The 21,959-nt window shown below is 39.6% G+C and carries 14 protein-coding genes; 8 read left to right on the top strand and 6 right to left on the bottom strand.

The genetic code is table 11. The annotated features are described in order from the left end of the window. Nucleotides 1–151: 151 nt before the first annotated feature. The 7 genes from BWI44_RS16980 to BWI44_RS16950 are packed head-to-tail and all read left to right on the top strand — an operon-like array spanning nucleotide 152 to nucleotide 10,219. Entirely contained in the window at nucleotides 152–3,253 is a 3,102-nt protein-coding gene (locus BWI44_RS16980; RefSeq protein ID WP_007660582.1) for a SusC/RagA family TonB-linked outer membrane protein, read from the top strand. 16 nt (nucleotides 3,254–3,269) lie between these two features. Beyond that, nucleotides 3,270–4,865 carry a SusD/RagB family nutrient-binding outer membrane lipoprotein gene (locus BWI44_RS16975; RefSeq protein ID WP_195208755.1) on the top strand — a complete coding sequence of 532 codons (1,596 nt, stop codon included), beginning with the start codon at nucleotides 3,270–3,272 and terminating at the stop codon, nucleotides 4,863–4,865. Between the two features lie 17 nt (nucleotides 4,866–4,882). Beyond that, nucleotides 4,883–5,944: a glycoside hydrolase family 99-like domain-containing protein gene (locus tag BWI44_RS16970; protein ID WP_007660584.1), complete on the top strand. Its 1,062-nt coding sequence runs from the start codon at nucleotides 4,883–4,885 to the stop codon at nucleotides 5,942–5,944. 15 nt (nucleotides 5,945–5,959) lie between these two features. Next, complete coding sequence (locus tag BWI44_RS16965) at nucleotides 5,960–7,051, top strand: metallophosphoesterase family protein (protein ID WP_195208754.1); 1,092 nt, start codon at nucleotides 5,960–5,962, stop codon at nucleotides 7,049–7,051. A gap of 1 nt (nucleotide 7,052) precedes the next feature. After that, nucleotides 7,053–8,180, top strand: a complete 1,128-nt coding sequence (locus BWI44_RS16960; RefSeq protein ID WP_007660586.1) for a metallophosphoesterase family protein — start codon at nucleotides 7,053–7,055, stop codon at nucleotides 8,178–8,180. Beyond that, nucleotides 8,180–9,049 carry a metallophosphoesterase gene (locus BWI44_RS16955; RefSeq protein WP_007660587.1) on the top strand — a complete coding sequence of 290 codons (870 nt, stop codon included), beginning with the start codon at nucleotides 8,180–8,182 and terminating at the stop codon, nucleotides 9,047–9,049. The genes BWI44_RS16960 and BWI44_RS16955 overlap by 1 nt, the downstream gene beginning before the upstream one ends. A gap of 18 nt (nucleotides 9,050–9,067) precedes the next feature. Continuing rightward, entirely contained in the window at nucleotides 9,068–10,219 is a 1,152-nt protein-coding gene (locus BWI44_RS16950; protein WP_195208753.1) for an alkaline phosphatase, read from the top strand. Here the strand turns inward: BWI44_RS16950 and BWI44_RS16945 are convergent. The 3 genes from BWI44_RS16945 to BWI44_RS16935 form a co-directional block, all read right to left on the bottom strand. Then, on the bottom strand, nucleotides 10,206–10,874 hold the full coding sequence (locus BWI44_RS16945) for an ABC transporter ATP-binding protein (RefSeq protein WP_007660589.1): 669 nt from the start codon (nucleotides 10,872–10,874) through the stop codon (nucleotides 10,206–10,208). The genes BWI44_RS16950 and BWI44_RS16945 overlap by 14 nt on opposite strands. Nucleotides 10,875–11,022: 148 nt before the next feature. Further along, entirely contained in the window at nucleotides 11,023–11,733 is a 711-nt protein-coding gene (locus BWI44_RS16940) for a tRNA threonylcarbamoyladenosine dehydratase (protein ID WP_195208752.1), read from the bottom strand. A gap of 34 nt (nucleotides 11,734–11,767) precedes the next feature. Beyond that, a complete protein-coding gene (locus BWI44_RS16935) occupies nucleotides 11,768–13,903 on the bottom strand; it encodes a cation:proton antiporter (RefSeq protein WP_007660591.1) in 2,136 nt (711 codons plus the stop codon). Between the two features lie 153 nt (nucleotides 13,904–14,056). Here BWI44_RS16935 and BWI44_RS16930 point away from each other — a divergent pair, with 153 nt between their 5' ends. After that, a complete protein-coding gene (locus BWI44_RS16930; protein ID WP_007217016.1) occupies nucleotides 14,057–15,064 on the top strand; it encodes an aspartate-semialdehyde dehydrogenase in 1,008 nt (335 codons plus the stop codon). Between the two features lie 361 nt (nucleotides 15,065–15,425). Here the strand turns inward: BWI44_RS16930 and BWI44_RS16925 are convergent, their stop codons facing one another. From BWI44_RS16925 to BWI44_RS16915, 3 genes are all read right to left on the bottom strand, one after another. After that, nucleotides 15,426–16,475 carry a winged helix DNA-binding domain-containing protein gene (locus BWI44_RS16925; protein WP_007660592.1) on the bottom strand — a complete coding sequence of 350 codons (1,050 nt, stop codon included), beginning with the start codon at nucleotides 16,473–16,475 and terminating at the stop codon, nucleotides 15,426–15,428. A gap of 164 nt (nucleotides 16,476–16,639) precedes the next feature. Further along, nucleotides 16,640–18,337, bottom strand: coding sequence for a RagB/SusD family nutrient uptake outer membrane protein (locus BWI44_RS16920; protein ID WP_044154717.1), 1,698 nt, complete (start codon nucleotides 18,335–18,337; stop codon nucleotides 16,640–16,642). A 22-nt stretch (nucleotides 18,338–18,359) separates the two neighbouring features. Next, complete coding sequence (locus BWI44_RS16915) at nucleotides 18,360–21,752, bottom strand: SusC/RagA family TonB-linked outer membrane protein (RefSeq protein ID WP_007660594.1); 3,393 nt, start codon at nucleotides 21,750–21,752, stop codon at nucleotides 18,360–18,362. Nucleotides 21,753–21,959 lie beyond the last annotated feature (207 nt).

Here is a 21,959-nt window from a genome sequence, read left to right as displayed (position 1 = left end):
GTAGCCAGTATTACATTTACATAACATTTCCCATTAAAATGATTTTAATGGCTTATTTTCATCGTTTTTTAAGATGATTTTAATCCGTCATAATGATATTTGTCCAGTCAATCAGACAACAATTAAGTTATCAAATTAAAACTATCATTTTATGAAAAGACACTTAATCATCCTGACAGCCTATCTCTGTGCTTGCCTAAGTTTGTTTGCACAGCAACGTACGCTAAAAGGGAAAGTAACCGATCAGGCTGACAATTCGCCAATTCCTGCAGTCACTGTCACCACATTTGATAAAAATGGGACAAGACATGGAGTTTTAACTGACATGGAGGGAAACTACTCAATCCAAATTCCAGAAGGGGCTACGACCTTAAAATTTTCTTTTATTGGAATGAAAGAAGTCACAGAAAAGATTGGTAACCGCACAATCATTAATGTGATTATGGAGGAAGATGCTATCACAACCGATGAAGTGGTTGTTACAGCTCTTGGGATTAAACGCGAAGCCAAAGCTTTAAGCTACTCAACACAAGGAGTTAATATGGATGGAATAAATGATGCAAAAAGTTCAAACATTGTATCATCTCTTTCTGGAAAAATTGCAGGTGTACAAATCACCCCTCCAGGCATGAACAATGGCTCTGCACGTATTGTTATCCGAGGTAACAATTCAGTCACAGGCAATAACCAACCACTATTCGTTGTGGATGGCATGCCGATCGACAATTCGGATGGCGAAAATGGTAATCTGGATTATGGAAACGGAGCAGCAGATATTAATCCTGATGACATTGAAAATATCGAGGTTTTAAAAGGTGCCAACGCATCTGCATTATATGGTTCAAGAGCAGCAAACGGAGTAATACTCATTACTACCAAAAAAGGAGGTGAAAAATTCAAAGTAAACATAAACTCCAACTGCATGTTCCAGACTTTAACAGAGTTTCCAGAATATCAGAATGCCTATGGAGTAGGAACCAGCTTCTATATTGACAATAAGAACAATCCTCCCCTATCTAAAACAAATTATAGAAGTTGGGGAAGTCCAATGATGGGACAACCTGTTATTGGTTTGGATGGAAAGTTAAAAGCATACCTTCCGGAACCAGATAACGTAAAAGACTTCTATCAAACAGCAACAATGTGGACTAATTCTATTTCTGTAGAAGGTGGAAACAATAAAAATCAGTATCGCATATCTTATACAAATAATCACTCTAATAGCGTTGTCAACAATTTCAATATTGACAACAAGTCAACATTCAATTTAAGACTTAACAATCAATTCACTAGTTGGTTAAGTTTAGATTCTAAAATTACATATATAGACGACAGAGTAACTAACAGACAATATTCTAAAAGTGACAATAAAAATCCAATGAATTCATATATCCATATGGCACGGAGCACATCTCTATCCGAACTATATACATGGAAAGATGCAAATGGGAACGAAATTGGTACACACCGGAATTTCAGTAATCCATATTGGATTATCAATGAGAATGAGAATAAAGATACAAAGAAACGTGTAATCGGATCATTTGTACTAAAAATTGATTTTAGCAAAGACCTATCTCTCCAAGCCAAAGCAGGCATCGATACGTATAATTGGAACGGATATACCTTTAACAATAAAGGAAGTATGAATGATGCAGACGGACAGATGCAAACATTCCAACGTGAACTAGAAAATTATAATATCGAAGGATTACTAACTTATAACAAAAGACTTAAGAAGTTTTCTGTGATGGCCAATGCCGGTATCATCATGTATAGTACTAATCAGACCCGATATACCCAAAAAATCAATTCCTTATTACAGCCGGGATTAATTAATATTTCAAATTCAGCGGAGTACCCAACAGATACACAGGAGCTAAGTGAAAAGAAAATTAACTCTATCTTTGGAGCTGTGTCCCTTGGATTCAATGATTACATATATCTAGATATCACTGGTCGTAATGACTGGTCCAGTACATTACCTGCTAAAAACAATTCATATTTTTATCCTTCTGTTGGAAGTAGTTTTATCTTCTCAGAAGCTTTTAAAATGGATAAGAGCATCGTTTCTTTTGGAAAAATCCGTGGTTCATATGCTATCGTAGGTAGCGACACCAGCCCTTATAGAGTATATGACAGCTATTCCTTCAATGGGATATTTAATGATGCAACTTTAGCATCATTATCTACCACCATGAATAATCCGGATCTTAAACCAGAAAAAACATACTCATGGGAAATAGGAGCTGATATACGCTTCTTCAAAAACCGATTGGGCATTGACTTCACCTATTATAATACCACAACTAAAAATCAAATTATCAATGCACAACTCCCGACTTCATCCGGTTACCAAAAACGTTATTATAATGCTGGGGAAATTCAGAATAAAGGTATTGAGTTAATGGTATATGGAACACCGGTTAAAAACAAAAATTTCTCATGGGAAGTTAATCTAAATTGGGCAAAAAACAACTCTAAAGTAATAAGTCTGATTGAAGGTGTAGATCGTTTTCAAATAGGTAATTACTCCAGCTATATTTACGTTTATGCAGAAGTAGGGAAGCCATATGGATACATGCGGGGACTTGGAGTTAAACGTCATGAAAACGGCAAAATGATTATGGAAGACGGAGGTGGATTACTAATGAAAGACCCAGACAAAGAATTTGGAACTTCTACACCGGATTGGGTTGGTGGTATTACTAATACATTCCGTTACAAGAATTTCGACTTCAGTTTTCTCATCGACGTCAAAAAAGGAGGAATTATTTACTCAGCCTCTACTGGTAAAATGCTCACTAATGGTATGACCTCAGAAACTCTTTTCGGACGTGACGACTATTATATCCGCAAAGAGATATGGGGAGAAAGCGACTCAGAGCTTTCGGGAGGTGCATGGTTTGATGCTGTCTACTCAGATGGTACTCCAGCAAACAAATTCATGAGTCCCCAAAGCTATGCATATTGTAAACCTAATTATGCCGAGTTTACGATTTATGATGCATCATACGTAAAACTCAGAGAACTAACATTAGGATATACATTCCCCAATCAATGGATGAGTAAAATTAAGATACAAAGACTCAGATTAGCATTTGTAGGACGAAACCTTTGGACTATCCACAAAAAAACACCACAAGGTTTCGATCCGGAAGCTTCACAGACATCAGGCAACGGGCAAGGGATAGAAAACGGTTCTCTGCCTCCTAATGCCGTATATGGTTTTGATATTAAACTAACATTCTAAAAAACATAGTACAATTATGAAAAAGTTATATATTGTAATGACCTTCATCGTAAGTTTATCTCTATGGGGATGTTCCTTTACTGATTTTGGAGATCTCAACGAAAACCCTAATAATCCCACAAGAGTAGAACCTGACTTCCTCTTTGCAACAGCAATCAAAGAATCAATGAATCTATACGGCGGAGCGATGAACCGGGTTATATTCTTTAATTACACACAACAATTCTCAGGCTTCAATGGAAGTTGGCAGCGCTTTAATTATAGCGATAGCGAAAATAATACATATTGGAAAGCAGCTTATGTTTTGTGTATGCAACCAGTAAACAAGATCGCAGAAATCTTTTCAGATAACCCTGACTATAAAAACAGAGTATTAATTGCCAGGATCTGGAAAGCTTATCTCATCTCACAAACAACTGCTTTTTACGGTCCTATACCTGCTTCACAAGCACTGAAAGGCACTCCTGATATCACCTATGATTCAGAAGCGACAATATACAAGTATCTGTTTGACGAATTAAAAGAGTGTGCTGATAATCTGGAAAAGGGAGGAGATCAATACAGCAAAACATACGATTTCATATATGGAGGAGACATCACTAAATGGAGAAAATTTGCGAATTCTCTTCGTCTACGTTTAGCCCTACGTATCAAAAATGCCGATGAAACTCAGGCAGCCACTGTAGCTAAAGAAGTATTAGCAGATGAAACAAATACAATCTGTAAAGAAGATGAATCTGCAACTTCTCATTGGGGAACTACCAGTTTGACTTGGAGTCCATTATACGATAGAGTAGTATTCAATGAGCAAGCCAATCTAGCTACGCTACCTGTTTTATGTGAAACAATGGTCTATCATACTAAACCTTATAACGATCCCAGACTCACTATCTACGGACAACCGGCTAGCCAAGGGCCTTATAAAGGAGAGTATTTTGGTCAGAATATTTCTTATGGAGGAAGCCCGACAGGATTTCCAACAGAAGAAAATCCACATAAAGGAATGTCACAAAAAGATTATTCGGCCATTGGAGCCCGTTTCTTAAAGCCAGACGCAGAATGGGTATTCATATCATATGCTGAGACAGCTTTATTAAAAGCCGAAGCAGCCTATTATGGCTGGGGTGGTCATAAGACCGCAGAACAATACTATTATGAGGGTATTGACGCTTCTTTTGCCAAATACGGTTTAACAGAGCATGTAACCACCTACAAAGACACTCCAGGTATTAAATGGGGAACAGCTTCTGATACAGAAGGGCGTGAAACCGAATTCCAAGATTTTGCACATATTTGCAGTAGTGCTATCTCCTCAGGCGATTATCTTCGCCAGATCATAATGCAGCATTGGTTAGCCATACCCATGCAATGCGCAGATGCTTGGGAGTTATTAAGACGGACTCAGATACTAGAATTCCAACCGATGTTTTCTTCTTACGAAGGAACTACTTTATACATGCCTGACCGTCTATTATACCCAAGTGACGAATATCAAGCCAATACCACGGAAGTAAATAAAGCCGCTGCAACATTAAATGGACGCGACTATTTATTTACGACATTATCATGGGGGCTTCCAGCCAAGAAAAATCCGAATTTGCCAAATGAATAATTTAAAATATTATACTTATGAAATCAATATATATCTATTTAGGAGCTATAATTTGCCTGTTATGCGCATGCTCAACCGATGAACATCTGCCGGACGTGAGTAAATTCTACTATCCCATACCAGCCACCCCCTTAAAAGAAGCTGTGAACTTAGGTGCATATTACTACACCTATAAAACTAATGACTGGAACAAAGGATATCCGGAAGAACCTGAACTTGGAGAATACGATATATTTTCCAATCCACAACTGATGAGCCGACAGTTCGAATGGGCAGTTCAAGGTGGATTAAATTATTTCATACTTAAATGGGACAATGCTGACAATGATCAGAAATTATTAACCCAGTATGCCCAATATTATACGCCAGAAGCACCTAAAATGGTCATATGTTACAATATAGCTCACCTGAAGGGAACAAATGCGTCCCCTATTGCAGAAAAGAAATTAGCACAGATGGTTACAGAACTAAAAGAACTATATAATGACCATATGTCAAAAGCCCATTATTTCAAAATCGACAACCGTCCGGTCATTATGATAACCTCTTTAATTCCCAGTTCCTCACAGCCGAATGCCATTGATTTCAATACAGTAATGAGCACAATACGGCAAGAATTTGCAAACATGAATGTCAACCCTTATTTTATCGGAGAAGTCCCAACAGGTTGGAAGGCTCCTCAGACTTATAAAAAAAGTATCATTACAATGGATGCCATCACATTGACTAGTTGGGCACCCAACGACTATGATCGCAGCTATGCTTTCTGCTCTTTCAATGACATTAGTTGGAAAAACTGGTGCGATTCCACTTCTGCTTGGAAAATGGATTATATACCATGTATATTTCCTGCATATAATGATTTGGTATCCAATCCAAAATCTAAAAACCTTATTGTAGAAAGAACAGAAAAGTTTTTCATAGACTATTGTAATGTAGCCAAAAGGAATCTTGGCAGTAAACGCTTTGTCATCGTAAATTCATGGAATGATTTTGGCAAAGGAAACGCACTGGAACCGGCCAAAGAATATGGCACAGTAAGCCTAGACATATTAAAAAAGCAATTTACCGTTAACTAATAAAATACTTATATTATGACAAAAAGATTTTCAACCTTTTTACTGTGCCTTGGTCTTGGAATATGTATAAATACCCATGCACAAAGCCAAAGTTTTCTAATATTAGGTGATATTCACTATGATTTATTGGAGAACCACGATATGGAATGGCTTCAAAAAAAGCCCGATGACCTTAGACAGGTAACGACAGAATATACCCAATTCACCAAAAAAAATTGGCCAGCATTTAGTAAACAACTCAGAAATAGAGTCAAAACCTATAAACCCGAAATAAAAGCTATTTTACAATTAGGAGACATCTCAGAAGGACTTGCAGGAAGCGAGCAGAAAGCAGAACAAATGGCACAATCTGTAGTGAAAGCAGTAGATGCTGTAGCCATGTCTATACCTTGGATAATCACCAAAGGGAATCATGACATTACAGGTCCCGGAGCACAGGAAGCCTTCATAACATATTATATACCAATGTTTCAAAAACAACTGGATCGCACTGATATCGCTTCCGCCAACTACGCCCATCAAATTGGTGAAAATCTATTTGTTTGTTTTGATCCTTGGGAGAAAAAAATTGATGTATTAGAGCTTTTGGAGAAAAATCTAAAATCATCTAATGCTAAATATAAGTTTGTCATGTTACACGAACCTGTAATTCCCATCAATGAGCGTTGCTGGCATGTCTTCCGTAAAGACCCGGAGAAAAGGAAGCGCCTGCTTGAGATTATAGCCAGAAACAAAGCAATCGTATTAGCTGCACACATGCACCTGTTTTCAATAGTAAAAAGAGAGACACAATATGGCCCCATTATTCAATTAATGTGCAATAGCGTAGTAAAGGACTTGAAGCGTACTACTACTAATAAAGTTCTCACTCGATTTGGCTCCAATTTAGCCAAAGAATGTCCAAATTGGCAACCGACTTCTATGGAAGAGCGTATCAAATGGCTAGATGAAGAAACACCATATATATCTTATTTCAAACAGCAAGATCTCCCCGGATATGGTATATTAACGACTGACTGTAGTAAAGGAGAAATATACTTTGAATATTACGCAGCGATGGGTGACAAACCTTATGAAAGAATTTGTATCTCAGATCTTCTGAAATAAAATGCAATACAAAGAAAAAAAGAAGCTTATTTGGTTGGTTGCTATCCTATTTGGAGCAGCCAGCCAATTATTTGCCCAAGATGCTTCACTACTAGTTCTAGGTGATCTGCATCTGGATAAGTTCGAGTGGCATGATATGGATTATGTACACACGCGTCCACAAGATTTTGCACAAATCTCAAAAGAATATCCTTTTTATACAGCTACATATATGCCTCATTTATTTAAACTGATCCAAAAGCAAACCAAAGAAACCAAGCCTGAAATAAAGGCTATACTTCAATTGGGAGACTTAATGGAAGGGGTGGCTGGCAATAAGGAACTTGCAGAGAAAATGGGACAAGGGTGCACTGATATACTTCTTAATATACAATCAGACGTTCCATGGATCCTTACCAAAGGCAATCATGATGTGAGCAATAGTCCGGGACAATCAGAAGCTTGGCGCAATACAATATTGCCATTCATCTCCGCACAGGCTCAAACGACATTGGCCAATGGAATGTACACTTATAAAGTGAATGACGACATTCAACTATTTATTCTCGAACAGTTCTTCAGTAACGATGAAGGACTTCCAGAAACGAGCATTATAGATTTTCTGAGTAAAGAGCTCCCTAAGTCGAAGTCAAAGTACAAAATACTCTTAACCCATCAGCCCGTGATACCTGTAACAGAACGTTGCTGGCACTTATTCAGCGGACTCCGCAGACCAGTAAAAAACATAGAATTAAGAAATACTTTTTTGGAGTTACTTGCCGAATATCACGTAATTGTGTTCTGTGCACATTTACATCAATATTCTAAGCTAATCAGAAATACCCCTAAAGGTCCCATAGTACAATTCATGTTCAATAGTGTCATTCGCGATTTTGGAATTCCTCCACAACCTAAAGTCACAACTAGCTTTCCGTCAATAAAGGATATGAACCAGACCTGGCAAAACCATACATTGGAAAAACGAGTGCAAATTTTAAAAGAAGAAGCAAAATTCATTCGTTCCTATTACAAGGAAGAGAGTTACGGATATGGGATAGTATCATTAAAAGATGGAATACTAACAGTTGGCTATTATCGCGGATTGACTGAGGAACCTTCTGATTATACAATCATAAATCAATTATACTAATGAAAAAACTTCTAACTATCTGCTTTATTCTGATTCATACATGGAGCCTCGCCAGTAACAATGACCAAGCCCCATGGTATATTGTACAAATCAGTGATCCACAACTGGGATTCATAGAAAAAAATAAATCCATTGAACAAGAAACGATACTCTTAAAAAAAGCTATACAGAAAATCAATTCCTTACAACCAGAAATACTTGTCATAACCGGAGACTTCGTTAACTCTTCGCATAATATAGAACAAATAAAAAAATTCAAAGAGTTATGCCATCTTATTTCTCATGAGATACTCCTATACAAAGTACCAGGCAATCATGACATAGGAAATAGTTGCAATAAAGAAAATGTCGATTTTTACAATGCTCAGTACGGTGAAGATCACTTTTCAATTCTTCACAAAGGGGTACAATTAATAGGTATCAATAGTTGTCTTATTAAAGACGATGCTCCTCAGCAGAAACATCAGCTCCAATGGCTCCACAAAGAACTAAAACAAAAATGTAAAATAGAACAACGTATTATTTTCGGTCATCATCCGTTTTTCCTCTCCAACATATCCGAGAAGGAAAGCTATTCGAATATGCCTATAAAAATACGTACAATCTATAATGCTCTTTTCCTAAAGTACCATGTATCGCATTACTTTGCGGGGCATTTACATAATAATGCAACAGCCGAAAACAATGGGATTAAGTACATAACTACTTCTGCATTAGGAAAACAATTAGGTAACGCCCGTTCAGGTATTCGCATCATACAAATTAAAAATAAGAAAATAAGTCACCTTTATGTTCCCATAGAAGATATTCCGGCATCTCAGACAGAATTAGACCAACTATTTAACAATTTATTTAATCATACATATTAATTTAAAGGAGATATAATAATGAAAAAGCTAAATTTATTATTTGTAACACTGTTTACACTTATCCAATGTAACTTGGCAATTCATGCTCAAGAAACAAATAACCTCAAGTATAAAAATCAAGACTATCATCAAGCATATATTCCCAAAGGAGATGATATTCTTAAGAATAATCCGGTAAAAAACGTAATTTTAATGATTGGAGATGGAATGGGACTGGCTCATCTTGCTTCAGGCATGTATGCCAACCATAATGAACTATCCATTACCAATATTTCAACAATCGGTCTAATAAAGACACAGTCCGGTGATAAATTCACAACGGATTCTGCAGCATCAGGAACCGCCTATGCAACTGGACATAAAACACATAATGGAGCTATTGGTGTGGATATGAATGATGCCTTAATAAAAAATATCCCGGAAATAGTTACCCAATCGAAATTTGTTGCCGGAGTGGTAACTACTGACAATATCTCCGGTGCTACCCCATCCGCCTTCTTCGCTCACCAAAAAGACAGAGGCATGTCCAAAGAAATTCTGACAGACTTACCTAAAAGTAAATTGTCTTTTATTGCCGGTGGTTCAGATGAACATTTCATGAAAGTTTACCCTCAGTATAAACAGATACTAGCGGCTCAGGACTTTATCATCCTTAACGATTATAAGGAGGTAAGCAACAACCTAAGAAATGCAAAAATAGCATTAATAGCATTTCAAAAAGATGTGGACAGCAAACAATATGGAAGAGGTGAATTCTTACCTAAAACAACCAAAAATGCAATAGAATTCCTGAACAATAAGAAAGCAACAGGTTTTTTTCTTATGGTAGAAGGAGCACAAATAGATAAAAGGGCACATGAGAATAATTTTGCAGGTGTAATACAGGAAGTATTAGATTTCGATAAAGCGGTAGCAGAAGCCATTGCTTTTGCAGACAAAGATAAAAACACTTTGGTCATTGTTACCGCTGACCATGAAACGGGAGGACTTAGTATCAAAAAAGGAGATATCGCCCAATCATCCTTAGAAGGAAATTTCAGCAGTAAAGGACATACACCAATTATGGTTCCTATTTTTGCATATGGTCCTTCTTCTGATAATTTCAAAGGTGTGATGGAAAACAACGAAGTTATGAAGAAAATTATTTCCGTACTTATCAAACAGAAATAATTCCTTTACTGATCTCTCCATCCACCATATGCACTGTGCGGTCTGTAATCTGCGCCAGTCCTTCATCGTGGGTGACAATGACGAATGTCTGTCCGAAACGACTACGAAGGTCAAAAAATAGCTGATGCAATTCTTCCTTGTTATGAGTATCAAGGCTGCCCGAAGGTTCGTCGGCCAATACCACAGCAGGATGATTAATAAGGGCGCGGGCTACAGCCACACGTTGTTTTTCTCCGCCGGAAAGTTCATTGGGTTTATGCCCGGCACGATCTGCCAAACCCATGAATTCGAGCAATTCCAAAGCAGATGCAGTAGCTTCTTTTTGACTGACACCGGCAATAAAAGCAGGTATCATCACATTCTCTAATGCTGTAAATTCGGGCAATAACTGATGAAACTGGAATACAAATCCGATATGCTTATTACGAAAAGCGGATAACTCCTTTTCTTTCATCCGGCTGACCAAAGTACCGCCGATAGTTACCGTCCCGTTGTCAGGAGCATCCAATGTTCCCATAATTTGAAGTAAAGTAGTCTTTCCCGCTCCACTCGGTCCAACAATACTAACAATCTCGCCCTTATCTATATTCAAATCGATCCCCCGCAAAACTTGCAGGCTACCGAAACTCTTGGTTATTCCTTGTAATTGTATCATATATGCTTCATTTTTGTCTAATGAATGATTACTTAAGTACTAATTCTTTGCCATCGCATTGGCAAACTTTTGCCACACTGCTGGCAAAGTTGTGCCAATACGGTGGCAACATCTTGCCAATAAGGTGGCAAAAGATTGCGCTTACTGATCATAATCTCTTCAACACATACTCCGCCAAATAGCATCCAAATACCGCCGGCATATAACTAACTGTTCCACATGTTGATTTCTTATTCATTTCATCCTCAGTCAGCAGCACCGCTTTCGGATCCGCCTGTTCCGTACTGAATACCACCGGAAGTTTACGTTTAATTCCCATTTTCTGAAGTCGTTTTCTGACTGCCTTGCTCAGTCCGCAATGATAGGTATCCCATATGTCGGCAAAGCGGACCTGGGTTATATCACTCTTTGCTCCGGCTCCCATACTAGAAACAATCTTAATATGTCGCTTTAAAGTTTCTGCAATCAAATGGCATTTCGGAGCCAGCGTATCAATGGCATCCACTACAAAATCATAGGATGCTGCATCCAGCAGTTCGGGAATATTCTCATCTTTCAGGAATACCGACAACACTGTCAATTCAATTTCCGGATTAATATCCCGGAAACGTTTCTCCAAGATTTCCGCCTTGCTCATTCCCAATGTAGAATGCAAGGCCGGAAGCTGACGATTGATATTCGTAGGTTGCACTGTATCCGCATCCACAATCGTCATGCGTCCCACTCCGGCACGACAAATCATCTCCGCTGCATACGCTCCTACTCCACCAAGACCCACTACAAGCACGTGTGCCTGCTGCAAACGTCCCATCTTCTCCTCACCCAATAAGAGCCGTGTCCTCTGTCTCCAATCTTCCATCCTCACTAATCACTTATCACTTTGTTGCTAATCACTAATTACTCTTCTTGAACCATTTATAGAACCATTTGCCTACCTTTTCATAATGCTGATCTTCATTATTACCACGTGGATTAGAGAAAGACAGCATATCTTGCGGTTCACCCAACTGATCCGGATAGAGCACTATCAAACTATTGTTGGCAAAATACTTTCCTAACTGGGCAGGAAGTCTTTCGAATGCAGGATCATAAGAAATAGAACCACGGCGGGCACTGATAATCACCAGTAAGTGATCATAATTCACTTGTCCGGTCAACAACAGTAAATCCCCCCAATCATCCAAACGGGAGAAATCAGTCATTGTCGAACTAAACCTCTTCTTTACCAGTATTTGTAAAAGCGTAGTAGTTTCTTCATTAGCGAAGAAGTGCACCCGGCATCCCAATGTACTTCCCATACGGCAGAAATGTTCTACCCACTTCTGGAAACCCGCTTCATATTCTGCTTTCGGCGGAACAGCAATATTAATTCTCCGTATAGTATTAATCGGCATCAGGAACTTTGCAATCATCACTTCCCGGTGCAAACCTTTCAACAGGTTCTCCGCCAACATACCAAAGAAGGAATCCACAATATTAACTTTACGGTGCAAACCAATAATCACATCCGTCACCCCATGCTCTTTTGCCGTATGAATGATACCTGAAGCAATATTCAAGTCATAACGGCTGATTTGTTTCAGCGGTACATCCACCGATGCCGTTATCATGGCCGCCTTCTCCAGATAACGTTTTCCGCGAAGTTCCAGAGCTTCCGATGCATTATTATCATTAATCACATTCAATGCCACCAGATTATCTCTCTGTTTAGGATCACGTATCAACAAGGACAGACTCACCAAATCTTCAATCGTATCCGGATTGGCAACCGGTATTAAAATCTTTTCCAGCTCTACCGGACGTTTTTCATCCTCCAGATGGGCCTCATCGATAGCGATCTTACGGGCAGCACGTTCAGTAATAAATGAACTTACCACACAGGTCACGAGGATTAGCAATACAGTACCATTCAGGACATCGTCGTTCAGCAGTCTTTCACCATTAGGCAGAATTATATTATATCCGACCAGTACAGCAGCCAATGTAGCCGCCGCCTGGGCATTGCTCAAGCCGTACATCAGTTCCCGCTCAATAGCTGCCATTTTATATATCTTCTGCGTCAGCCAACAAGCAATCCATTTACCAGTCAAAGCAACAGCGATCATTACTCCAGCCACTTTCAATGCATCACCATGACCAAAAATCACATGTATGTCAATCAGCATTCCCACACCGATCAGGAAGTAAGGAATAAAAAGTGCATTACCCACAAACTCCAGGTGATTCATCAATGGAGAAACATGCGGAATAAGCCGGTTCAAGACCAAGCCGGCAAGGAAAGCTCCGAGAATGCCTTCCATCCCTACAAATTCCATTAAGCCTGCCCCCAAGAATACCATGGCAAGCACGAAAATGAATTGCATCACATTATCATCGTATCTGCGGAAGAACCAACGCCCTATGCGAGGGAAGAAGTACATAATCAATCCACCCAGGAAAACCACTTTGACAACCAGCCATACCCAGAACAGTCCACCGGATTCCCCCTTAAACATACCACCTACCACAGCCAAAACCAACAGCGTAAGGGTATCAGTCACCGCCGTACCTCCCACTGCAATACTTACACTACGATGTCGGGAAACACCATATCGAATCACGATAGGATATGCCACCAGCGTGTGCGAAGCATACATACTTGCCAACAGAACAGAAGTGATCAAACTATATTTCAGGAAGGTCATGTTCACCACGAGACCGATCATAATTGGAATGATAAAAGCCAGTAACCCTAACATTACGGCCTTTCCCCTATTTTGCTTGAAGTCTGACATATTCATTTCCAGACCAGCCAGAAACATGATATAGTATAAACCCACCTTGCCAAACAACTCGAAACTACTATCCCGTGCTAAAATATTAAACCCATGCTCGCCAATTACCAATCCTGCCAATATCATACCGATAATATGTGGGATACGAAGCCTATTCAACAAAATAGGAGCAAACAATATAATAAGAAGTACAAGGAGAAATATCCATGTAGGGTCGGTAATGGGAAGTTTTAGACTGAAGTCAAATAAGTCCATGGGCTTCAAGTTTTAGGTTTACGTTGCAAAATAACAAAAAACTTTTCATTTTATACGTTGTCATACAGCAAATTGTTATAAATTTGCAGTCAATTCTATCGTTTTTAAGCATAGAAGAACATTTTTATAAACTTAATTAAAAAACAAAAGAAAATGAAAGTAGCTATTGTTGGAGCAAGCGGAGCCGTGGGACAGGAGTTCCTGCGTGTGCTCGATGAAAGGAATTTCCCGTTGGATGAGTTAGTGTTGTTCGGTTCTAAACGCAGTGCCGGAACAAAATACACATTCCGCGGTAAACAGATCGAGGTAAAACTCTTGCAACACAACGATGACTTTAAAGGGGTTGATATCGCTTTCACTTCCGCAGGCGCTGGTACCTCTAAAGAGTATGCCGAGACCATCACCAAACATGGTGCTGTGATGATCGATAACTCCAGTGCTTTCCGTATGGATAATGACATACCTTTGGTAGTTCCCGAGGTAAATGCTGCCGATGCAAAAGATCGTCCACGCGGCATCATCGCCAACCCTAACTGTACCACTATACAAATGGTAGTGGCACTGAAAGCCATCGAACAGCTTTCTCACATAAAGACTGTACACGTTTCTACGTATCAGGCTGCCAGCGGTGCAGGTGCTGCCGCTATGGATGAATTGTACACACAATACCGCCAGGTGTTAGCAGGTGAATCTGTTACTGTTGAAAAGTTTGCATACCAGTTGGCATTCAACCTCATTCCTCAGATTGACGTATTCACCGATAACGGATACACTAAAGAAGAAATGAAAATGTTCCACGAGACCCGTAAGATTATGCACTCCGACATTAAAGTAAGTGCAACTTGCGTACGCGTTCCTGCTCTTCGCTCTCACTCTGAAAGCATTTGGGTAGAAACAGAACGTCCTATTTCAGTGGAAGAAGCTCGTGAAGCTTTTGCAAAAGGCGACGGCTTGGTATTGCAGGATAATCCTGCCGAAAAGGAATATCCAATGCCTCTGTTCCTTGCAGGCAAAGATCCCGTTTATGTAGGTCGTATCCGTAAGGATCTGGCTAATGAAAACGGTCTGACTTTCTGGATTGTGGGTGACCAGATCAAGAAAGGTGCCGCACTGAACGCAGTACAGATTGCAGAATATTTGGTAAAAGAGAATGCTCTCTAAGCATTACCAATAAAATAGAACCATTAGAGAAATGGTTGTAAACGAAAAAAGAGGTTATCCCGAACGAGATAACCTCTTTTTCATACTAACCCATTGGCGGGATTCATTCATCTCGGCATGGAAATGAATTAAAGGTTAGTGATATGATTTTGTTAGTTTACTGATAATCAACTAATAGTATTTACCAATTAGTTACTACAATATGTAAAAGCATTTACTGCCGTATGTAACGACCTTTACCCCTTACTGTAACGACCTTTACCTCGGCATGTAACGCCCTTTACTTCGGTGTGTAAATGGAGTTACCGTGTGGGGTTAACAAAGTTACCATTTGGCGTAAACTGAATTTCCATACGAGGAATCAACTTTCATGAAACAATAGGCATTCCTTTATAGCTTTTTCGACAAGCTTCTTTGCAGCAGGCCTGCACCCTGGGAAGAAAGATGTATCAAAAACTCCTTTCTTTGAGGCCTTACGCCAATTCCCGGTGATACGGCCTTGATGAAGAATAACAGGTTGGAATATACCAAAATTATTATAGGCATACTGAGCGTGCGATTCCTTTATACAGTCAAAGCGGTTTTTATAACTCACCAGATATTCATCAAACGGCGGAAGAAACTGAAGAATACTTTTCTCATCAACTTCCACCTCCTCGGTAAGTCCGGGTGAAGAGACATGTATCATCATCTCCCTGTCATTATATCGTTCTGTAATAATTTCCTGCCCAAGTGACGCTATAGCGCTACGTGCTTCACGTATGTTCAATGCAGACCACCAAACGAAATCTTCCAGTGTTGCCGGACCGTGGCTTCTGAAATACCTTCGGGCGAGTTCAGCAAGAGCCTCCTCACGAGAGAGTTCTATAGCATCCGGAATCCTTTCACTGGTCAATGCATAGGTATGTTTCCCATTCTTCTCAATGCCACTGCATATTGTTCCGTCCGCCTCACCAAAACTTAGATGCATTTTAACGATGGGTTCACTGAGAGTTATACCTTTCAACTGAAGCTGTTCAAGAGCTTCCTGGCACGTCAGATGTTGTCCGGTCAGAATTTCTTCTATTTGGGGCTTGTACAGCAAACAATCCTCTTTTGTTAGGCCATGATGCTTTGCATAAAAGCTGAACTTTGACAACATACTCTTAGCAGACAATTCAGTCATCCATTTTATATCCTTTCCCGGAATATAATGCCACGTAGGACGCATCACATGAGTACGCAAAATCCGCCCTGAATCCAATGCTTCCTGAACAGCCGTCAACGAAGGTTTCGCTATACGCAACCCGACTGCCCACTTAGCCGCCCTGATCTCTTGCGCCTGCATAGCACCCATCCATTCAACAACCTCCTCCGGCCTTTCAAACCGTGGTCCTGCAATTCCCTGTGATAACATTCTTAATTTAAGCATACTTCTAATGACAAAATTATTATTTTACTAACAGACAGCTTTTTACAAAGATAGAAAATATTTTATGATATCCAACCATCCCCCTATATCACAGCAAGAAAAGAGGTTGAACTCTAAGTAAATAGAATTCAACCTCTTTCAGTTACACCATTAACAATCTCACCTTATTTCCAGAACGGATTCTGTTCCATATTCGTATTCAAAGTCAGCTGAGTTGTAGGTATCGGATAGAAATAGTGCTTTGGTTCGTAGGTACGTGGCTGGTTAAGAGTGTTAGAACCAATCATATATCCATCATTATTCACATCGACTTCCGGATTCTCCACATTCTTCATGTTAGCTCCAAGATAGATCGTAGGATTTTTGGAGGAATCAAGTAAATCAAGTTTATGCCAACGAATTAAATCCCAATAACGAGTCCAGTTATCACACATCAACTCACAACGACGACAACGGCGGATCTCCCATATCAAATTGCTAACTCCCATATTGTTGGCTGGATCAGCTTCCGGTTGAGTGGTCATACCGGGTAGCCCGGCACGCTCTTGCAACTTATTAATGGACTTGTCAAGATCAGCTTGCGTCAATGTTCCAAGTTCTGCCTTAGCCTCAGCGAAGTTCAGATAGACAACAGACAGCCAGAAAAGCGGACAGTCAGTATATTGCTTGTTGATACTGTTACGGTCACTTACCGCCAACTCCTCCGGATTATCATATTTAGCTATACCGTAACCAGTAGTAGAAGTGAACCCTGCAACTCCGGCACGACTATAAGCACTACCCTTGAAGCATAACACAGGATCGAGAGTAGCCGCCAATCGCTTGTCGCGAACAGCAAGAACAGACTCAAGATTGTATTTACCATCTGCATCTTTCACTGCGGCATCATTGGTATCCATTGTAGTGGTTGCTTTAGGTTTACCGTCAAGGAACAAGTAATTATCGAAAGCATTTTTGGTCATACCGCTAGTACCACTTGTATTAACAGTATAGTCAATGGTAGAATGCATGAAAACATTTTGAGAATAAGGCTTGTAGAAAATCATTTCAGGATTAGAACTAAGCGATATTGAATTATAGTTTCCCTTATAACTCGGATTCAATGAGTATCCCTTAGTCATCAATGCTTCACAAGCAGCCACACATTCACGCAAGTACTTCTCAGCGCGAGTGTTGTCAGCAGCTTTACCAGCATTGTCACTTGCATTACGATACTTACAGTAGGTACCTTCATACAATGTGATATCAGCTTTCATTGCCAACGCCATGTCAGCACTAAAGCGTTGTTTGTTAGTGCCCGTAATTGTACTTGCAGCATAGTTCAGGTCTTCTAGGACATTGTCCATTACAATATCTCGATCCGTACGTGGTCCGTAAACCACATCCTTGTCTGCCGGATCCACAACTGTAGTAATCCACTGTACGTCACCATACATGCGAACCAATTGATAATATTCCCATGCACGGTTCAAACGTGCCAGACCTTCATAATTAGCCTTAACAGCATCATCAAGAGAAGAAGTTTGCAGTCCTTCAATAATATAATTGGCACGACGAATTTCTGTGAAAGGATCGGACCAATTTGTAGAAGTGGCTACTACACTTGTATAAGTCCAGACTGTCGACTGATAGTCTACCTGATCATCACTCAATGTTTTGAAATAAAACCATCCGCCACCGCTGCCATTTCCATAACCCGAATAGTTGTTATAGAATGTATTGCATTGGTTGTCAAGGTTACTCGTATTACTCCAATATGCAGGAGTATTGGTAAAGGCATCCAAAGGTGCTTTGTCGAGAAAGTCATTACAACTTGTCAAGGCCATCAGTGCCATTGTTCCGTATATGAATAGCTTTTTCATCATTCTTATTGTTTAATAGTTATTATAAGGTTACCTGAATACCGAATGAGAAGGTACGAGTGATAGGAGTTGTACGTCCCCAGCCTCCATAGGTAAGGCCATCACCAGTACTGATTTCCGGATCAACAGGAAGATCACTGCCCTTGTAGAGCAAGAAGAGGTTACTACCACTAAAGTAGATACGTGCCTTTTCGATGAAAGCTTTACGGGTCCACTCCTTCGGTAAAGTATAGCCAACAGTTACGTTCTTTAAACGAAGATAAGACATATCAGTCAAGTAACGAGATTGCGGATAATAGTTATTGGAACCGTTTGCAATACCTGACACAGTACCTTTGGCTTCATTTCCCGGATATAAACGAGGATAAGTATTACTCTGGTCAATATCATAACCGGTAATCGTTTTCCAATCATCAGTATAGAATACTCTATTGAAACTTTTTTGATTATCGTAGATAGCCAAGTCAGCTGCACGCATCATCGGGAAATTCAAAGAAGAAATAGTCCAATCAGAACGTTTTCCCACACCTTGGAAGAATAAATCTAAGTCAATGCCTTTCCAGTTACCACCCAGATGGAAGCCATATTCATAACGAGGGAGTGAATTACCGATAATCTTCAAGTCACCATGATCATCAGCGGTTCCTTTTCCACCGTCAATCGCGCCACTGCCATCCAAATCTTTGAACTTAATATCACCAGGACCATAATGGAACGGAGCACGCTCAAGTGCAGATTGACCAGCAATACCCGGCTTGTAGTTCCATGAACCATCTGCATTCTGACCAGTAAAGTCAGATTCTTCAAAATAACGATCTGTTTCGAAACCCCAGATATCACCATAATTCTTGCCCGAATAGTAAGAACTGAGCAACTTAGTATCATTATTCCACTTCGTTACTTTTGTCTTTGAATCACTAAGATTGAAGTTAGCATACACATTAAATTCACCGAATTTATGATGCCAATCGAGGTTTAATTCCCATCCACGGGTGCGCAGTGTACCTGCATTATCGTAAGGAGCAGTAGCACCTACACTGTTCGGAAGAACCTGGGCAGGAGCAAGCATATCACGATTTTCACGTTGATACCAGTCAAATCCTACAGTTAATTCATTATTCAGGAAACCTAAATCCAAACCAATGTCAGTAGTGCGGATGCGTTCCCAAGTAAGAGACTTTGACACCAGTTTAGGCATATTGTACTGAGTCAATCTATTTGCATTAGCTCCATTGCCATCCACCCAATAAATATATCCTGTAGATGATGTATTTTCTCGTTGGCTGATCAATGCTTCAAACATATAATCTCCAATGGCTTCATTTCCGATTTCACCATAGGATGCACGTAACTTAGCATTACTAATCACTTTCTTCAATGGTGCAAAATAAGCCTCTTCCGAGAAGCGATATCCGATAGAAGCAGAAGGGAAGAATGCCCATTTATCATTATGTGGAAATCTGGAAGAACCATCGTAACGTCCATTTACTTCCAACAGATAGATACCCTTGTAATCATAGTTGATACGTCCGAAATAACCGGCTGAAGCACGGGAAGTATGCGACCAGTTTATTTGTTGTCCATCTTGGCTTGCCAAATTCAATTCAGGGTATGCTTCATCATACAATCCTTTACGGTATCCATATAAATAAGTGTAATCTACTTCTTCAGCATTAGCTCCGACCATTACATTCAAATTATGGCTCTTTGCAAAAGTTTTGGCATAGTTGGCATATGCATTCAAAGTCCAAGTATTCTGCTTGGAATTATCACGCCAGATTGCTGAGTTACTTTTGGTAACAATATATTTAGGAGTAGGCATTCCCGACCAGTCAATACCATAGACCGAGAAGTCTTCAGAGCCACTGTTCAAGTTCTGAATTGCATAAGTGAAATCAGCATTCAAAGTAAGTCCTTTTACTATTTCTGCTTTCAAGAATCCATTCAAACGGGTAAGGTCAGTTATTTCCTTACGGTCGGATGCTTGCTTACGCATAGACATAAGACGAGTATCATAACCATCAATGGTACCTGAAGGAATGAAGAAAGAACCCCAACGCCAAAGGGTCTGATAAGTACTACTGTAAATGTCAGGACGCTGATAAGCCTTACGAGAGTAATTGACACGTGCACCTACTTGCAACCAATCATATAAATTGGTCGTTACATTCACTGAAACATTGTACTTCTTCAATTCATCGGGACGTACTTTCATAATACCTTCTTTCTCATCATAACCAAAAGAAAGGTAATAGTTCGTCTTACCAGAACTTCCCTGAACAGATATATTATGGCTTTGTGAAGGGGCTGCTTTACTATAATAAATATCCTGCACATCCCAGTCAGCATAATAATAAGGAGTTCCGTCAATGATATTATAATCCCCCACATTGCTGTCACTCTGATACGGTCTCATTTCACCATATTTTAGTTTTCTTCCTCCATTCTGTTGTGCCCACTTTTCGGCATAAGGCAATAGTTTATCAAAATACATACCAAAGAGTTCCACTTCATATTGGTTAGCATTGGCCTTAGCCTCCAATGCAGCCCGAAGTTGTGTAGGAACATCCGGGAAATTCGGAAGATAAGTTGCTTGATCCCACGCGAAATTATTACTATAATTTATAGTAACCTTTTCCGTCGGCTTAGCACTTTTCGTATTAATCAAAATAACACCAAAAGCTGCACGTGTACCATAAATAGAGGTAGAAGCAGCATCTTTCAGTACAGAGATACTCTCAATATCCTGTGTATTCAAGAAAGAAATGTCATCCATCGGGACTCCATCCACAACAATCAACGGATTACTCTTTTCAGAATTACTTAACGTACCGACACCACGAATACGCATTGCAGCACTCCCGTTGATATCACCATTTTCAGTCGTGATACTCAAACCAGGAACCGCACCTTGCAGTGCTTTGGTTACATCTTGCTGAGGGCGGCCTGACATCGTTTTATTCAAGTCCACAGTAGTAACTGCACCTGTTAAATTGGCTTTCTTTTGTGTACCGTAACCAACTACTACTACTTCATCCAATAATTCCGTATCTTCCTTCAACACGATTTTCATAGTAGGTGTAGCCTTTACTTCTTGGGGCTGATAACCCACGAATGATATTTTTAATATTGCTCCTGGCTTCACACTCAAAGTAAACTTTCCGTCAACGTCAGTAACAATGCCATTAGTTGTCCCTTTTTCTACCACACTGGCACCGATAACCGGCTCGCCTGCCGCATCTACAACCAAACCTGTAACATTGATAGATTGTAACTGCTCTGTTACTTCTGAAACATGATCCGAAGCAACCTGGTTAGCCATCGCATTACCGCTTCCTAAAAACAGTGCACTGATGGCTACTGCTGTGAAGAATTTGCTATTTGCTAATCCTCGTTTTTTGCGATCTTCATTCATAAATGATTGATAATTTTGTTGTTAAATAAAATAGTTCTCTCAAAAATTAGGGTAAGGATAATCAGATAGAAATAGTTAGTCAGATCTATTTCTTCTGTCAGACAAGTTTTTCTTCCATAGGCGTTTTTTCTTATTTATAGGTTTAACTTATATTTTATCTCTCTTATTATTTTTAGAGGTTTACCAAGTTCCAAGAGAACTTAGTAA

The sequence above is a fragment of the Bacteroides sp. Phil13 genome (assembly GCF_001940965.1).
Lineage (GTDB): Bacteria > Bacteroidota > Bacteroidia > Bacteroidales > Bacteroidaceae > Bacteroides > Bacteroides intestinalis.
Note: the sequence above shows the minus strand (reverse complement) of the source record. Positions and strands in the feature narration are given on the sequence as shown.

What these genes read in the sequence shown, in the direction of transcription:
- BWI44_RS16980 (WP_007660582.1), top strand. Translation starts at nt 152, where the DNA reads ATGAAAAGACACTTAATCATCCTGACAGCCTATCTCTGTGCTTGCCTA.
- BWI44_RS16975 (WP_195208755.1), top strand. Translation starts at nt 3,270, where the DNA reads ATGAAAAAGTTATATATTGTAATGACCTTCATCGTAAGTTTATCTCTA.
- BWI44_RS16970 (WP_007660584.1), top strand. Translation starts at nt 4,883, where the DNA reads ATGAAATCAATATATATCTATTTAGGAGCTATAATTTGCCTGTTATGC.
- BWI44_RS16965 (WP_195208754.1), top strand. Translation starts at nt 5,960, where the DNA reads ATGACAAAAAGATTTTCAACCTTTTTACTGTGCCTTGGTCTTGGAATA.
- BWI44_RS16960 (WP_007660586.1), top strand. Translation starts at nt 7,053, where the DNA reads ATGCAATACAAAGAAAAAAAGAAGCTTATTTGGTTGGTTGCTATCCTA.
- BWI44_RS16955 (WP_007660587.1), top strand. Translation starts at nt 8,180, where the DNA reads ATGAAAAAACTTCTAACTATCTGCTTTATTCTGATTCATACATGGAGC.
- BWI44_RS16950 (WP_195208753.1), top strand. Translation starts at nt 9,068, where the DNA reads ATGAAAAAGCTAAATTTATTATTTGTAACACTGTTTACACTTATCCAA.
- BWI44_RS16945 (WP_007660589.1), bottom strand. Translation starts at nt 10,874, where the DNA reads ATGATACAATTACAAGGAATAACCAAGAGTTTCGGTAGCCTGCAAGTT.
- BWI44_RS16940 (WP_195208752.1), bottom strand. Translation starts at nt 11,733, where the DNA reads ATGGAAGATTGGAGACAGAGGACACGGCTCTTATTGGGTGAGGAGAAG.
- BWI44_RS16935 (WP_007660591.1), bottom strand. Translation starts at nt 13,903, where the DNA reads ATGGACTTATTTGACTTCAGTCTAAAACTTCCCATTACCGACCCTACA.
- BWI44_RS16930 (WP_007217016.1), top strand. Translation starts at nt 14,057, where the DNA reads ATGAAAGTAGCTATTGTTGGAGCAAGCGGAGCCGTGGGACAGGAGTTC.
- BWI44_RS16925 (WP_007660592.1), bottom strand. Translation starts at nt 16,475, where the DNA reads ATGCTTAAATTAAGAATGTTATCACAGGGAATTGCAGGACCACGGTTT.
- BWI44_RS16920 (WP_044154717.1), bottom strand. Translation starts at nt 18,337, where the DNA reads ATGAAAAAGCTATTCATATACGGAACAATGGCACTGATGGCCTTGACA.
- BWI44_RS16915 (WP_007660594.1), bottom strand. Translation starts at nt 21,752, where the DNA reads ATGAATGAAGATCGCAAAAAACGAGGATTAGCAAATAGCAAATTCTTC.